At 62.5% G+C, this 14854-nt stretch carries 14 protein-coding genes; 5 read left to right on the top strand and 9 right to left on the bottom strand.

What is annotated here, in order from left to right:
- Window positions 1–10: 10 nt before the first annotated feature.
- The 3 genes from ACWNZ1_RS05200 to ACWNZ1_RS05210 all read left to right on the top strand — a co-directional run bounded on the left by ACWNZ1_RS05200 (window position 11) and on the right by ACWNZ1_RS05210 (window position 3653).
- Window positions 11–340 (top strand): DUF2934 domain-containing protein, encoded by a 330-nt coding sequence (locus ACWNZ1_RS05200; protein ID WP_135845196.1) that lies wholly within the window; start codon window positions 11–13, stop codon window positions 338–340.
- 132 nt (window positions 341–472) lie between these two features.
- Window positions 473–2632 carry a glycogen debranching protein GlgX gene (gene glgX, locus ACWNZ1_RS05205; protein WP_135845195.1) on the top strand — a complete coding sequence of 720 codons (2160 nt, stop codon included), beginning with the start codon at window positions 473–475 and terminating at the stop codon, window positions 2630–2632.
- Window positions 2633–2888: 256 nt separating this feature from the next.
- A complete protein-coding gene (locus ACWNZ1_RS05210) occupies window positions 2889–3653 on the top strand; it encodes a PIG-L deacetylase family protein (RefSeq protein WP_135845194.1) in 765 nt (254 codons plus the stop codon).
- Window positions 3654–3766: 113 nt separating this feature from the next.
- Here ACWNZ1_RS05210 and ACWNZ1_RS05215 read toward each other — a convergent pair whose 3' ends face one another.
- The 4 genes from ACWNZ1_RS05215 to ACWNZ1_RS05230 form a co-directional block, all read right to left on the bottom strand.
- Window positions 3767–5224 (bottom strand): amidase, encoded by a 1458-nt coding sequence (locus tag ACWNZ1_RS05215; protein WP_280944907.1) that lies wholly within the window; start codon window positions 5222–5224, stop codon window positions 3767–3769.
- A 16-nt stretch (window positions 5225–5240) separates the two neighbouring features.
- Window positions 5241–6497 carry an MFS transporter gene (locus tag ACWNZ1_RS05220; RefSeq protein ID WP_265073046.1) on the bottom strand — a complete coding sequence of 419 codons (1257 nt, stop codon included), beginning with the start codon at window positions 6495–6497 and terminating at the stop codon, window positions 5241–5243.
- A 10-nt stretch (window positions 6498–6507) separates the two neighbouring features.
- Window positions 6508–7440 carry a SphA family protein gene (locus tag ACWNZ1_RS05225; protein ID WP_135845191.1) on the bottom strand — a complete coding sequence of 311 codons (933 nt, stop codon included), beginning with the start codon at window positions 7438–7440 and terminating at the stop codon, window positions 6508–6510.
- 69 nt (window positions 7441–7509) lie between these two features.
- On the bottom strand, window positions 7510–8502 hold the full coding sequence (locus ACWNZ1_RS05230; protein ID WP_456027464.1) for a helix-turn-helix domain-containing protein: 993 nt from the start codon (window positions 8500–8502) through the stop codon (window positions 7510–7512).
- A 251-nt stretch (window positions 8503–8753) separates the two neighbouring features.
- On the opposite strand from ACWNZ1_RS05230, the gene ACWNZ1_RS05235 reads away from it, so the two are divergent.
- On the top strand, window positions 8754–8918 hold the full coding sequence (locus tag ACWNZ1_RS05235; protein ID WP_256454452.1) for a type 1 glutamine amidotransferase family protein: 165 nt from the start codon (window positions 8754–8756) through the stop codon (window positions 8916–8918).
- Between the two features lie 68 nt (window positions 8919–8986).
- A complete protein-coding gene (locus tag ACWNZ1_RS05240) occupies window positions 8987–9898 on the top strand; it encodes a LysR substrate-binding domain-containing protein (protein ID WP_456027465.1) in 912 nt (303 codons plus the stop codon).
- Window positions 9899–9980: 82 nt separating this feature from the next.
- On the opposite strand, the gene ACWNZ1_RS05245 is transcribed toward ACWNZ1_RS05240, so the two are convergent.
- From ACWNZ1_RS05245 to ACWNZ1_RS05265, 5 genes are all read right to left on the bottom strand, one after another.
- Entirely contained in the window at window positions 9981–11021 is a 1041-nt protein-coding gene (locus ACWNZ1_RS05245; protein ID WP_135845188.1) for an ABC transporter substrate-binding protein, read from the bottom strand.
- A 178-nt stretch (window positions 11022–11199) separates the two neighbouring features.
- Window positions 11200–12369: an acetylornithine deacetylase gene (gene argE, locus ACWNZ1_RS05250; RefSeq protein ID WP_256452759.1), complete on the bottom strand. Its 1170-nt coding sequence runs from the start codon at window positions 12367–12369 to the stop codon at window positions 11200–11202.
- Window positions 12362–13036, bottom strand: a complete 675-nt coding sequence (locus ACWNZ1_RS05255; RefSeq protein WP_135845186.1) for a DUF1028 domain-containing protein — start codon at window positions 13034–13036, stop codon at window positions 12362–12364. Before ACWNZ1_RS05255 ends, argE begins: the two co-directional genes overlap by 8 nt.
- 11 nt (window positions 13037–13047) lie before the next feature.
- The gene (locus tag ACWNZ1_RS05260; protein WP_003201555.1) at window positions 13048–13458 is read right to left on the bottom strand and encodes a RidA family protein; all 411 of its coding nucleotides are present in this window, start codon (window positions 13456–13458) and stop codon (window positions 13048–13050) included.
- Window positions 13458–14783: a flavin-containing monooxygenase gene (locus ACWNZ1_RS05265; RefSeq protein WP_456027466.1), complete on the bottom strand. Its 1326-nt coding sequence runs from the start codon at window positions 14781–14783 to the stop codon at window positions 13458–13460. Before ACWNZ1_RS05265 ends, ACWNZ1_RS05260 begins: the two co-directional genes overlap by 1 nt.
- Between the last annotated feature and the right edge of the window lie 71 nt (window positions 14784–14854).

Genomic DNA, 14854 nt, shown 5'->3' on the forward strand with positions numbered 1-14854 from the left:
GAGCACCGCGATGAGTACCGACGATAAACGCATTCGTGAATTCGCCTATCAAATCTGGGAATCCGAGGGTAAGCCGACAGGGCACGAAAAACGTCACTGGGAGATGGCCCGCAAACTGGCCGAAGCCGAAGCCCTGGCGCCAAGCAAACCGACCAAGGCTGCGGGAAAGCCCGCAGTTGCCAAGGCCGACGGCGCCAAACCTGCCGCAGCCAAAAGCACCGCTGCCAAGGCCGCGCCAAAAAGCACAGCCAAGGCCAAGCCTGCGGCAGCGGCGGTCACACCCGCTGAAAAACCTGCCAACAAGAAGCCACGGGCGGCACGCAAGCCGCCGGCGAGTTGATTTCCCCCTCACTGATCTCAAGCAAACAGCTCTTTGTGGCGAGGGGATTCATCCCTTCGCCACAGGGTTCATCGCACAACCACCCGTCTTAACTTGAACAGCATTGCGTATCTGTCTTTTGCAGGAGCAACTATGACCCGTCCAAACAAAACCACGCCGCCGCCCGTTATCGAGGCTTCGCGGATTCGTGAAGGGCTGCCTTTTCCGCTCGGTGCAACCTGGGATGGCCTCGGGGTCAATTTCGCGCTGTTCTCAGCCAACGCCACCAAAGTTGAACTGTGTATTTTCGATGATGCCGGCGAGGTCGAACTCGAACGCATCGAGCTGCCGGAATACACCGACGAGATCTACCACGGCTACCTGCCCGACGCCCACCCTGGGATGATCTACGGCTATCGGGTCTATGGCGCTTACGACCCGGAGAATGGCCATCGTTTCAACCCCAACAAGTTGCTGATCGACCCTTACGCCAAACAATTGGTCGGTCAGTTGAAATGGTCCGAAGCACTGTTCGGCTACACCATCGGGCACCCCGATGGCGACCTCAGTTTCGATGAGCGCGACAGCGCGCCGTTCGTGCCCAAATGCAAAGTCATCGACCCGGCCCATACCTGGGGCAATGACCAGCGTGTCAGTGTGCCCTGGGACAAGACCATCCTGTATGAAACCCATGTTCGCGGCATCAGCATGCGTCATCCCTCGGTTCCCGAGAATGTGCGCGGTACCTTCGCCGGACTGATGGTCGACGACGTGCTGGAGCACATCCGCAAGCTGGGTGTTTCATCGGTGGAGCTGCTGCCAGTCCATGCGTTCGTCAATGACCAGCATCTGCTGCACAAAGGCATGACCAACTACTGGGGCTACAACAGTATTGCCTTCTTCGCCCCGGACCCGCGTTACCTGGCCAGCGGCAAAATTGCCGAGTTCAAGGAAATGGTCGCGCACCTGCACGAGGCCAACCTGGAGGTCATCCTCGACGTGGTCTACAACCACACTGCCGAAGGCAATGAACAGGGCCCGACCCTGTCCATGCGCGGCATCGACAACGCGTCGTACTACCGGCTGATGCCCGATGACAAACGCTATTACATCAACGACTCCGGCACCGGCAACACCCTGGACCTGAGCCACCCGTGCGTATTGCAGATGGTCACCGACTCCCTGCGCTACTGGGCCACGGAGATGCATGTCGACGGTTTCCGTTTCGACCTGGCGACGATTCTGGGCCGATACCATGACGGCTTCGACGAACGTCACAGCTTCCTCGTCGCCTGCCGCCAGGATCCGGTGCTGCGCCAGGTGAAAATGATCGCCGAGCCCTGGGACTGTGGCCCCGGTGGCTATCAGGTGGGGGGCTTCCCACCGGGCTGGGTGGAGTGGAACGACAAATTCCGCGACACCGTGCGCGCATTCTGGAAAGGCGACGACGGCCAACTTGCCGATTTCGCCAGCCGCATGACCGCCTCGGGCGAAATGTTCAACCAGCGGGGTCGGCGCCCTTACGCCTCGGTGAATTTCGTGACCGCCCATGACGGGTTTACCCTCAATGACCTGGTCTCGTACAACGACAAGCACAACGAAGCCAACGACGAAAACAACCAGGACGGCAGCAACAACAACCTGTCCTGGAACCACGGTGTCGAAGGCCCTACCGACGATCCGGCGATCAACGCGCTGCGCCATCGGCAGATGCGCAACTTCTTCGCCACCTTGCTGCTGGCCCAAGGCACCCCGATGCTCGTCGCCGGGGACGAGTTCGCCCGCACCCAGCACGGCAACAACAATGCCTATTGCCAGGACAGTGAGATTGGTTGGGTCAACTGGGACCTGAGCGAGGAAGGTGCGGCGCTGCTCAAATTCGTCAAGCGCCTGATCAAACTGCGCCTGGCCTATCCGATCCTGCGGCGCGGACGGTTCCTGGTGGGCAATTACAACGAGGACATCGGCGTCAAGGACGTCACCTGGCTGGCCCCGGACGGCAGCGAGATGACCACCGAGCAATGGCACGACGGTCACGGTCGTTGCCTGGGCATGTTGATGGACGGGCGCGCCCAGGAAACCGGCATCCGACGCAAGGGCGCCGACGCGACGTTGCTGCTGGTGGTCAATGCCCACCATGACATCGTCAACTTCCTCTTGCCGGAAGTCCCCGAAGGCAGTTTCTGGACCTGCATGGTCGACACCAACCAGCCGGCGGTACGTGGCCAGGAGCGGTTCGATTTCAATTCCGAGTACTCCGTCACCGGACGCTCGCTGCTGCTGTTCGAACTGCAACGCGAGGACGATGAGTAAATTCCCGCGATAAACGGTTGCTGAAGATGAAGATCCGCAGGGACGCGGTTCTTCGAAGCAGGGCAACTCAGTTCGCAGAAAAAAATACAGTTCAGGTACACATGTGACGCGACGAATCAGCCGACATGAGCAATACTTCGTGTGCGGGCGACTCCAGGATCAGGAGCACCGCAGATCGCAGTCTGGCCCTCAAGGCCTGATCGGGCAGTAGGTCCGGTGCATGACTCAAAGATTGAATTCAACAAGGACGTCCCTCATGAAACCCGCCTCTCGCTTGCAAGGTCGGCATCATCCGCAAATATGGAACAGTGCCCCGCAACTGGCCGACATTCCCATCATCAGCACCCAGACACTCATCCCGGCCGGCGCCCGCGCGGTCATCCTCGCCCCGCATCCGGGCGATGAGGTCGGGGCCTGCGGCGGATTGCTCCAGTTGCTGAGCAACCTGGACCAGCCCATGTTGTTGATTTCGGTGACTGACGGTAGCCATGGCCATCCCAGTTCGCCCTTGTGGAGCGATGAGCGCCTGCGTACGCACCGCCCTCACCCCCAGGAAAGCGTGGACGCCCTGCATCGCCTGGGCGTACCGACCCATGGCCTGCAATGGGTGCGCGGCGGCTTCCCGGAAAAGACCCTGGTCGAACACGAGGCCCAAGTGGCCGCCTTCATTGGTCAATATCTACGGCCCGGTGACGTGGTGTTCAGCACATGGCGCAAGGACGGCGACGCCGACCACGAAACAGTCGGCCGCGCCGGTGCCCTGGCGGCTGAGAACATCGGGGCAGTATTTAACGAACTGCCAGTGTGGGCCTGGCACTGGCCGGTCCGCGAGCAGAACAAAATACCCTGGCACCGGGCACGCAAACTGCGCCTCGATGTCTGGACCACCGCCCGCAAGCGCCACGCGATGCACGCCTACGCCAGCCAGCTCAACGGCGAACCCGCCAGCGGTATCTCACCGCTGGTACCGCGGGTCATTCTTGATCGCATGGGCATGCCGTACGAGATCGTTTTCATCTGAACCCGAGTGTTCCCACAGAGCCCTGTGAGGGTTGCTTGCGAAAACGGTGGGTCAGCCAAACCGATATCGACTGAGCTGGCGCCCTCGCGAGCAAGCCCGCACACAGTTAGAGATCACCGACGACAAGCGTTGACCGACGGCACCCGGCCACGCCACGGTTGGGCGCGTTCCAGTTGTGCGGCCAGTGCCAGCAAGGTGCTTTCCTCGCCGAAGCGAGCGGCGAAGTGCGCCCCCATCGGCAGGCCGTTGGCACTCCAGGACAACGGTACCGACATCGCCGGCTGACCACTGGCATTGAACAGCGCGGTGAACGGCGAGTAGCTGTGGTAGCGCTCCAGCAGTTGATCGAGGCTCATGCACACATCCTGAACGTCCAGTTCACCAATCGGCATCGGCTCCCGAGTCAGGATCGGGGTCAGGATCAGGTCATAATTCTGCATGAACATCGCCAGTTGCCGGCCCAGGGCATGAATCCACCCCACGGCGGCCGCATACTGGGCGCCGCTGACGTTGCCCTTGTCCCGCAGGATGATCCGGGTCCGTACTTCCAATTCCTCGGCCTGCACGGTAAACCCACGCATCTGGCCCAGCAGATCAACATAATGCCGCGTGCTTGCACCGATGATGGTAAAGACCTGATCCAGAAACTCCGGCAGCACCACCGGCAGGCTGACTGGTTCGACACGATGGCCCAGGGATTCGCACAACCGCGCAGCCTCGCCCACGGCCTGAAGGCTCTGCGACGACGTAGGCCAAGGGCCGAGCTGCTCGACCAAGGCAATGCGCAACGGTTTAGGATCACGTTGCACCGCCATCACATAAGGCAACGCCTGGACCGGCGCCGCATACGGCGCGCCAAGATCCATCCCGGCAGTGGCATCGAGCAGCGCGGCACTGTCGCGCACCGACAAGGTGATCGCATGAGGCGTACCCATCCCGGCCCAGCCCTCTCCCATCAGCGGCCCCGACGGCAGCAGGCCACGGCTGGGCTTGAGCCCGAACACGCCACAGCAGGACGCCGGCACCCGCAATGAACCACCGCCATCGTTGCCATGGGCGAACGGCACCACCCGGGCCGCCACCAGCGCCGCCGCGCCACCGCTGGAACCGCCGGCGCTGTGGTCGATGCTCCATGGGTTGCGCGTGGCGCCAAAGCGCGAGGATTCGGTGGAGTACGACGTGCCGAATTCCGGCGAGGTGCTGGTGCCCACGATCTGGCACCCCGCACGCCGCAAACGCGTCACGATTTCCGCTTCGAAGTCCGCACGACAATCGCCTAAAGAGCGCGAACCGTTGGTCATCGCCGCGCCGTTGACCGGCGAGAACAGGTCCTTGATCAAGGTCGGCACGCCGGCCAGCAGGCCTTGCCCCGCCTGGGTCGTGTGCGCCGCCTCCCGTGCCGACGCGTACAACCGCTCGGCCACGGCATTGATCTGCGGCTCGACCCGTTCAAGGCGCTCGATGGCTGCCTCAAGCAGTTCGCCGGGCAGCACTTCGCCGCGCCTGACCCATTCGGCCAGCCCTGTGGCGTCTTCATTGTCCATCAAGTGGTGGATGTCTTGCATAGCCATGCTTCAGGCTCCTATTTCATGACGATTGACGTGATCCGACGGGGGCCGCCTGGCCGTGGGTTCGCGCTCGCAGGCCGACGATCACCCAGAGCAACGCGGCGATAAAACTGACAAGCGCCAACCACTGGATGGCATGACGAAGGTCACCGGCAAAGGCGCCCACGAAAGCCACCACCAGCGGACTGACAAACTGGCCGATGTACAGGCACGAAGTGAACCCGCCCAGGCCCCGGCCACGGGTGGTGGCGGTCAAGGCATTCATCACCGGCGCCATCACGTTGGGCACCAGCAACCCGGCGCCCAGGCCTTGGATGAACGCGGCCACCAGTACTGCGTTGTAGCTCTGGCTGCGCATCAGCAACCACATCCCGATGCCCATCAGGCCCAGCAACAAGGCGTTGCAACCGGCGATGCCAAGACGACGCCGCAACAAGGGCCACATCAGCGAACCGACCAAGGTCGCCAGCAGGCTCAGTCCTGCCGCCAGACCGATCATGGTGCTGGAGGTGATCCCCAGGCTGACCAGCAGCATCGGTGCCTGGATCGGCATGACGAAGGTCAGGATCATGCCCCCCAGGATCATCAGGTAGCCGACCACCAGCTGCGGCACCGCGACCTTGGCCAGGCCCGCCTCATCGGCTCGCGGCTCGACCGTTTGCCGCTTCACCAGTGGCGGTTCCCACAGCACGTTCACCATCGCCGGCACCAGCAGCAACGGCAGCAAGTACAGAAAGAATGGCGAACGCCACGAATGCTCCCCAAGCGCCCCGCCCACCACAAAGAACAGCGCCCCGACCAGGCCGATGGTGACTACCTGCCGGTTGACGTAGCGCATGCGCTCCTCGCCGTGCCAATAGTCAGCGATCAGGGTCGCGCAACAGGTCATCACCGCCGCTTCGGCGCAACCGAATAACAGCCGCGCGCCGACAATCGAAGGCAAGTTATCGAGGATGGCTGGCAAGGCTCCGAGCAAGGCGTAGAGCAGCGTGGCGATCACCAGCAGGACCTTGCGCCCTACCCGGTCGGCCAGCCAACCGGCCAACGGCGCGCACAGAGCAATCGCCAGGGCCGGACCGGTGATCGCCAATGGCACCAGCAGATCGGCGCGAGGCTCCATGGGGCCGAATTCGGCGCCCAATCGAGGCAGGATAGGCGCGACCATCGTCGAGCCCATGATGGTCAGGCTGCTGCCCAGCATCAGCACCAACCCTTCACGACGACCGGCCTGTCGCGACGACGCCGCGGCCGTTGAAACGGAACTTGATTGGTTCATGGCGAGCCCCTTAGAAACTTTGAGAGATACGCAGCGCCGCGGTGTAGCCTTCGGCGCGGTTTCGCGCATCGAGCTCCTTGTAGACGTGCAGCCAGACCGGCGGTATGCCGGGTTTGAAGTAGCTCACCGCCGGCCCGACAGCCAGCACTCGGGCGCGATTGCCCGCCTCCAGGCCTGGCGCATCGTCATCGGTGAACTGCCGGTAGTAATACCCGCCCACACCCACGGTCCACGGCCCGACGTGCTGGCCCACGGCGAATTCGTGGCGGTATTCGACACCGTTCTTGTAGTCGGTGGCCTGGTTGCGCGTATTGATGTCGGCTTCGAAGCTTGAAGAGACTTCAAAGCCGCTGTCGGAGATGTAAGTCGCGTTGAGAATCGGCGAAAAGGTCCAGTGATTGAGCCCCGGCGAGATCAGCCGATTCTTGTCGTAGTCACCGGTCGGTGCCTGGATCTGGAACTGGGCATTGACGAACAGGTTCGGCGAAAGGGTCCACTGCAGGATCACCGGCAGCACCTGGATGTCGGCCATGCGAAACGGATCGGCCGCAAGATCCAACGGGCCAACAGGCGTCTGCACCTGCACCGAGGCATCCATCTGGAAGAACGGCACCACGGTGCCGAAGCCGTACTTGGCGCCCAGCACGGTGTAATCGGTCATGCGCATATAGGCAACGCCGATGGACAAGACATCCAGGGAGAAATTGTTGTCCAGCGATTTGCCGTGGCGATCTTTCTGCACGTTGGCTGAATAGAAGGCGGTTCGCAGGCCGACGGTCCCGAAAGGCGTGGCCGGGGGCATCATGCCCGCGCCGAAATCGTAGACCCCGACCGCCGTGGTCGGCGCGCCGTTTTCGGTGCCATGGGCTGCGGTACAGAGACCGATCAGCCCCAGGGTCAGCCACGTACAGTGCCAGACGTTGATTTTTTTATTTTGGTACATCGAATGCCCCTCCGACCATGTGGTGTTGGGGTCATCCTAGGGAGCCGGCTCGTCAGCGGTTATCCGTTTTCAGCACAGTTGAGTGCGGCGCAGGGTTTGTGACGGGGTTTCGCCAAACAGGATCCGATAGTCACTGGAAAACCGGCTCAAATGCCAGAACCCCCAGCGTGCAGCGACCTCCTGTACCCCCAGCGCCTGATCACCACTGCGCAGTTCACGGCGCACGGCATTGAGGCGCAATGCCCGCAAATAGGCCACCGGGTTGATGCCCAGGGTCTCCTGGAAGCAATACTGCAATTTGCGCCGGCTGGCACCGATGTGGTTGCACAGGTCGAGGATCGACAGCGGTTCGTCGACGTGGGACAGGGCGTACTCCCGCGCCCGGTCGACCATGCGCTTGCGCGCCGTAGGGTTGAGCGGCGGCACCTCATCCGGCGCCACCAGCTCCAGCATATGCAGCATTACCGTATCGCGCAGGCCACGGCGGATCGACTCGTAACCAAGCAACGAGTCGCGCCCCTGCTCGCCCCCTTCGAGCTCATCGAACAGCGCCGCCAGTTCAGCTGGCAGCGTCGAGTCGCCGAGGCGGTAACACTTGGGAAGATCGGTAATTCGAAAACGACTGCCCTGGCACTCCAGCAGATGTTCCAGTGCCTGCTCTTCCACCGCGACCCCGAGCAGGTCCAGATGTTGGGGCGTGCGCAAATCAGGCAGGTTCTGCCCGCGGGCGACCAGCAGGCTGGGCTCGATAATCGGATGCCCGGCGCAAAACACCGGTCCATCGGCACTCAACGGCACGCTGAACGTAATGGCGCCCTCCCAAGCCATGCCTCCCTTGGTCAGGGCCTGATTAGAGCGGTCACGCACCAGTTGCATCCAGTCGCAGCGAAATTCGATCAGTTCACCTTCGAAGCGTCCGGGGGTCAACTGGTCGTAGCTCACTTGCCAGCCGCCCATGTTGCGCGCGTGCTCGTCGATGTCGGCGGTGCGGAACCGATTGATCGGCTGCGCCGGCAACACGCTTGCCAAGACCGGTGGTTGCGCCATGTTGTCGTTGTTCATTGACCCGACCTTTGATGATTCCAGGGCTTATGGATCAAAGGTCAGGCAAGTTCCATTCCGCCTCGCAAGCGGGTTATTCAATTGTGCCGAAAACGGATAGTCAGCCCGGACTCAGTTGCCAGCGGGTAACGACAGGATTAAACCAACCTCTGCACACCGAAGCGCTACGATAACGCCCTGTTGCAATCCCCTTCCCCTGCCCTCTGATGAACTCGAAACCGCGCACGCGGATGTTCCTGGCGTAGCCGCGAATGGGCTTGCTGGACTTGACCATGTGCGACCTGCTCAAGAGTGGTTCTCCGTCGGTTGAAGTGGACCTCGACGCGATCTTCATCCAGCTGGGCAACGTGTGGACCTCGGCAGGTGTCCACCAACAAGCCAGCCTGAATATCGTCAATGCCCAGCAAAATCCGTAGCAATGCTCACCCTATGTACCAGCGGCACGCGGTAAGGTAGGCGAAAACCATCCGGATCGAGGTGTGCCGTGGCGTCCTATTCCCTGCGTCAGCTGAAGTATTTCGTCACCACCGTCGAATGTGGCAGCGTCGCTGAAGCATCCCGCAAGCTGTACATCGCCCAGCCGTCGATTGCCACGGCCGTCAAGGGACTGGAGGACAGCTTCGGCGTGCAACTGCTTATCCGCCATCACGCCCAAGGCGTGTCGCTGACCCCGGGCGGTGCGCGTTTCTACCGCAAGGCCCAGGAGCTGTTGCGCATGGCCCGGGAGTTCGAGCAGAACGCGCTGGCCGATAACGATGTGGTCAGCGGCCAGATCGACATCGGCTGCTTTGAAACGGTCGCCCCGCTTTACCTGCCACGGCTGATCGCCGGTTTCCGTGAGCGCTTTCCCGGGGTGGAGATCCGCGTGCAGGATGGCGAGCAGCAGGAGCTGGTGCAAGGCTTGACGGGTGGGCGTTTCGACTTGGCGATTTTCTATGAGCACGACCTGGACAGCACCATCGAGACCGAAGCGTTGACCGCCCCACAGCGACCCTACGCATTGTTGCCGGCGGGGCATCGTTTTGCCAATCAGGCGCAAGTGTCGCTGCGCGACCTGGCGCTGGAGCCGATGATCCTGCTGGACGTGCAGCCCAGCCGGACTTATTTCGTGAGCATCTTCGAGGAGTTGAGCCTGACCCCGAACATCGTGTTCAGCTCACCGTCCATCGAGATGGTGCGTGGCATGGTCGGCCAGGCGTTCGGCTTTGCGGTGCTGGTGACCCGACCGCACTCCACCTGCACCTACGATGGGCAGCAAGTGGTCTGCGTCAACATCGCCGAAGACGTGACCGGCTCGGCGTTGGTGGCCGGATGGCTCAAACGCGCACACCTGACCAAACCGGCGCAGTTGTTCGTGGATTACTGCAAGGAACAATTCCAGCAATGGCTGGGATGAGACTTCCATGACCACCGGATAGTCCGTGGCGAGGGATCTGCTCCCTCGCCACAAACAGGCGGTGTTCGCCGCAGGTTCGGGGCTAGCGAGCCGCCCAGGCGTTGAAACGTTGCTCCAGCTCCTCGCCATGGTCGACCCAGAATTCGGCATCCACGGCCCGGGCTTCAGCCAGATTGGCCTCGGCGGTGGGCAACTGTTCTTGCACTGCCGCGGGCAACAAGGCCAGCGTCTTGCGATGCACCGGCCCATAAGGGATGTTTTCCGAGAATACCTTCTGCGCCTGTGGCTGGCTGGCAAAGGCAATGAACTGCTCGGCCAAGGCCTTGTTCGGCGTGCCCTTGACCACGGCCCAGAACTCCGGGTCGTACAGGCTCTGCGGCCAGACGATACTCAGCTTCATGCCTTCCTTTTGCGCCGAGGCGATGCGCCCGTTGTAGGCGGCACTCATCGCCACGTCACCCGCCACCAGCCACTGCGCCGGTTGGGCACCCGCTTCCCACCACTGGATGTTGGGCTTGATCTGGTCCAGCTTGGCGAATGCCCGGGCCACGCCCTGCGGTGTGTTCAACACCTTGTACAAGTCCTGGGCCTTGACCCCATCGGCCAGCAAGGCGATTTCCAAGGTGTACTTGGCCCCTTTGCGCAAACCACGTTTGCCCGGGTAATCGGCCACATTCCAGAAGTCCGCCCAGGATTTGGGCGCCTTGGCGAGCTTGCTCTGGTCATAGGCCAGGACCATCGACCAGACATAGGTGGCTACGCCACATTCGGTGAGTGCCCCCGGGACAAAATCCGCCGGGTCGCCCAGGGCCGTCTGGTCGAGCTTTTCAAACAGGCCCTCCTCACAACCACGCAGCAACTCGGGGCTTTCCACTTCGACCACATCCCAACTGGTGTGACCAGCCGCGACCATGGCCTTGATCTTCGATAATTCACCGTTGTATTCGCCGGCCACGATGCTTCCCGCACCGCTGGCGTTGAAGGGTTGGAAGTAGGCCTTGTCCTGGGCCTGCTTGGTGGCGCCGCCGAAGGAAATCACGGTCAAACTCTGGGGCGCGGCCAGGACGCTGGTACTCAACAACGCCAGGGCACACGCAATATTGCAACGCAAGGATCTGGACATGAAGCGGTTCCTCGAAATGCCGGCTCGCCCGCACGAGCCGGTGACGGGACTCAAAGGTGACCGTAAACACGGGCGGTATGGTCTACAGCAAAGGCTCTTGTCGGCCTGTTCGTTGTCGCCTGGCTGACCACCAGGAATCTGCGTCCATTGAAATCACTCTCCTCAGGCACCCTTGCGGTCAGCAATCATTGGGTTCACAGAGATAGCTCGCCAGCCGATCCATCAAGCGATCGCAGGCGGCCATCTGTTCAACGCTCACGTATTCGTCGGGCTTGTGCCCCTGGTCCATGCTGCCGGGGCCACACACCACCGTTGGCACGCCAGCCTGATGAAACAAGCCGCCTTCGGTGCCGAACGCGACGGTGCTGAACGCGTTGCTACCGCACAGACGGGCGAGCAGTTGCGCGGCGGCGCTGTCAGGGGAAGTCGCCAGGCCTGGGTAGGCGGACAGCTGTTCAAAACGGATCGAGGTGTCGCCTTGCACCGCACGCATCGGCGGCAGCAGCGTCCGCTCGGCAAAGTCTTGCAATTGCTCGGCCACCACTTGCGGGGCGAAATCCGGCAAGGCGCGTACTTCGAAATCGAAGCGGCAATCGGCCGGGACGATATTCAATGCCGTACCGCCCTGGATCACGCCGACCTGCACCGTCGAATAAGCCGGGTCGAAGCGTGCGTCCTGCAACGAGGGATCGGCCAGCGCTGCGCCGATCTCCCCCAACCGGCCAATCAGTCGCGCCGCCTGCTCGATGGCATTCACGCCGTAAGGTGCGTAGGCCGAATGGCAGGCCGCCCCTTTGACATGGCAACGCATCGCCAGCTTGCCCTTGTGGCCCAGCACCGGTTGCAAACGGGTCGGCTCGCCGATCAGGCACAACGCTGGCTGGGGAATGCGCTGCAGCAGCACCTCCAGCAGACTGCGCACGCCCAGGCAACCGACCTCTTCGTCATAGGAAAATGCCAGGTGCAGCGGGCGACGAAGCGGGCTGGCGAGGAACAGCGGCACCGCCGCCAGCACCGAGGCCAGATAACCCTTCATGTCCGCCGTACCCCGGCCGTACAGCTTGCCGCCCGCCTCGCTCAGGCAGAACGGCTCGACCGTCCAGGCCTGCCCGTCCACTGGCACCACATCGGTATGCCCGGACAACACCACGCCATCGGGTACCGACGGGCCGATGCTCGCCAACAGGTTGGCCTTGGTCCGCTCGAGGTTGTAGATCAGCTCGCACGCCACCCCCAGGTCGCGCAGGTAGTCACGCACGAACTCGATCAGCGCCAGGTTCGACTCGCGACTGACCGTGGCAAAGCCCACCAGACGGGCGAGTAACGCGCGGCTGCGCAGTTCACTCATCGCCCGGCACTCCATAGCTGGGGGCCTGGGTCGGGTCGAGGGCGCGGGTCAGGTAGTCCTGCAATTGCGGTTGATAGGCCAGCCAGAGTTTTTCCAGCTCGCCGATGGGATTCTCCTCAGCCCAGTCCACCCGCAGATCGACGATGGGCCAGGTCAGGTCATCCACCACCGACAGCGCCGCCGAATGCACCGCCCCGGCTTCGCCACCAGCTTGCTGCCCGGCCTGCAACGCACTCATCAGGCGTGAAGCAAGGCAGCCTCCGCTGTGCTCGAAGGCGGCGACCATGGCCTCGATCACCCCAGCACTGGCCAACAGATTGCCGGCGGCGACGCACTGCTCACCGGCCAGCGCGTTGTGGATGCCCAAGGCATGGCTGCCACTGAAAATCGCCGTGTGTCCATGGGTATCGACCACCGCCACTTGGCGGTACTGGCTGTAGCCATTGCGCGCCAGGGCGCGGTCCACGGCTTCTTGCGCCGTCAGGCCACCGGCCAGCTCGTCAAGGATCAACGGGCCCAGGGCCGGTAGCGTAATGTTCTGGCTCGCCACCGCGCCGACGCCCGCCCGCAACCAGGGGCAACGGGCGCCGACGGCAATGCTCGATGAGCTGATAGCGACACCCAACTGACCGGTTTCGGCGCAGCGCCCGACGATGGAAAAAGTCATGTGCCACTCCTTTATTCAGGGATTACCGCGATCACGTCGATTTCCATCAGCCACTGCGGCTGGCCGAGGGCGCTGACCACCAGCCCGGTGGAAATCGGGAACACACCCTTGAGCCATTTGCCGACTTCCTGGTACACCGGTTCGCGGTAGCGTGGGTCGATCAGGTAGGTGGTGGTCTTGACGATATGGCTCAGGTCGCTGCCGGCCTCTTCAAGCAGTTGCTTGACGTTGCGCATGGCTTGCTCGGCCTGGGCACGAGGGTCGCCAAGGCCCACCAACTGACCATTGAAGTCCGTGCCGACCTGCCCGCGCACATAGACGGTGTTGCCTGCGCGCACGGCTTGGCACAGGTCGTTGTCCAGGGTCTGGTTCGGGTAGGTGTCTTTGGTATTGAACATGCGGATGCGTGTGTGAGTAGGCATCAACGGACTCCCGTGAGACTGGTTTTCGAACGATACGAATCGCTATCAAGTGCTGGGGCCTGGCGCTGGGCAGCATCTTGATAGGCGAGATAAATGCGCTGCTTCACGATGTGATCGGCAATATGCCGGGCGTCATGCCACACGCCCCAAATGAACGCCGAGCCCCGTCGCGACAGCCATGGCAGGCCGACGAAATACACCCCCGGCTCGCTGGAAACACCGCGCTGATGCCGAGGCTTGCCATTGGCACCGAGGGCGTCGACCTTCAGCCAGCTGTAATCCACCGAGTAGCCGGTTGCCCAGATGATGCTGGTCACGCCAGCGGCGGCCAGGTCCAGCTTTAGAATCGGCTGGGTCAGGCACTGCGGGTCGGACAGCAGGTGGCGGGCCTCGGGTTCGAGCGGCAGGTCCAGGCCGTTGCGGGCAATGTAGGCATCGGCGGCATCCAGCAGCGCCAGGTAGTTTTCGTCGCCGCGAGCGATGTTTTCGGCAAGGTTTGACTCAAGGCTCACGACGCTGCCGTTGAACGACTTCGTCAGGCCCACCAAGGTGATGCCCTCATGGGCCAGCCGGCGAAAATCCACGGTATGGCCACCACGAGCGCCGCTCACGGCAATGGTTACGTGCTCCTTGCCGGGCTGGACGGCCTCGGCGTCCCACTCGCCGAGCACGCCCAGCCACCAACAGAAATCACGGTTGCGATAGGCCCGTGGCGGACGATCATGGGCGCCCACCGAGAGGTAGACTTGCTTGCCGGCGCGCTGCAACTCATCGGCGATCTGCACCCCTGACGACCCGGCGCCCACCACCAGCACCGCCCCCTCGGGCAACTGCTGCGGATTGCGGTATTGCGCGGAGTGAATCTGGGTGACCGTGGCCATTTCAGGGGCGATGGGCGGAATCACCGGCCGCTGGAATGGCCCGGTGGCGACGACCACGTGAATGGCCTCGATCAGGCCCTCGGACGTTTCAATGCTGAAGCCCGGGCGGCCGACATTGCGCTCGACTTTTTTGACCTCCACGCCGGTACGGATCGGCGCATTGAACTTGCGCGCATAGGCTTCGAAATAATCGGCGACTTGATCCTTGGCGGCGAAGGCATCGGGGTCGAGCCCCTCGAATTCCATGCCAGGAAAACGGTCATGCCAGGCCGGGCCGTTGGCGACCAGCGAATCCCAACGCGCCGTGCGCCAGGCCTCGGCAATCCGGTTGCGCTCCACGACCAGGTGAGGCACACCTTGTCGGCTCAAGTGTTCGCTCATGGCCACGCCGGCCTGGCCGGCGCCTATAACAAGCGTATCGATGCGTAGGGTTTCAACGGGCATGTCTGTGCACTTCCGGCAGTGGGTTGGTTCAGGCCGGCATGGCGCCGCCTCGGGTACTGATTTTTTTGTTC

It is taken from the genome of Pseudomonas sp. CFBP 5748 (assembly GCF_053850495.1).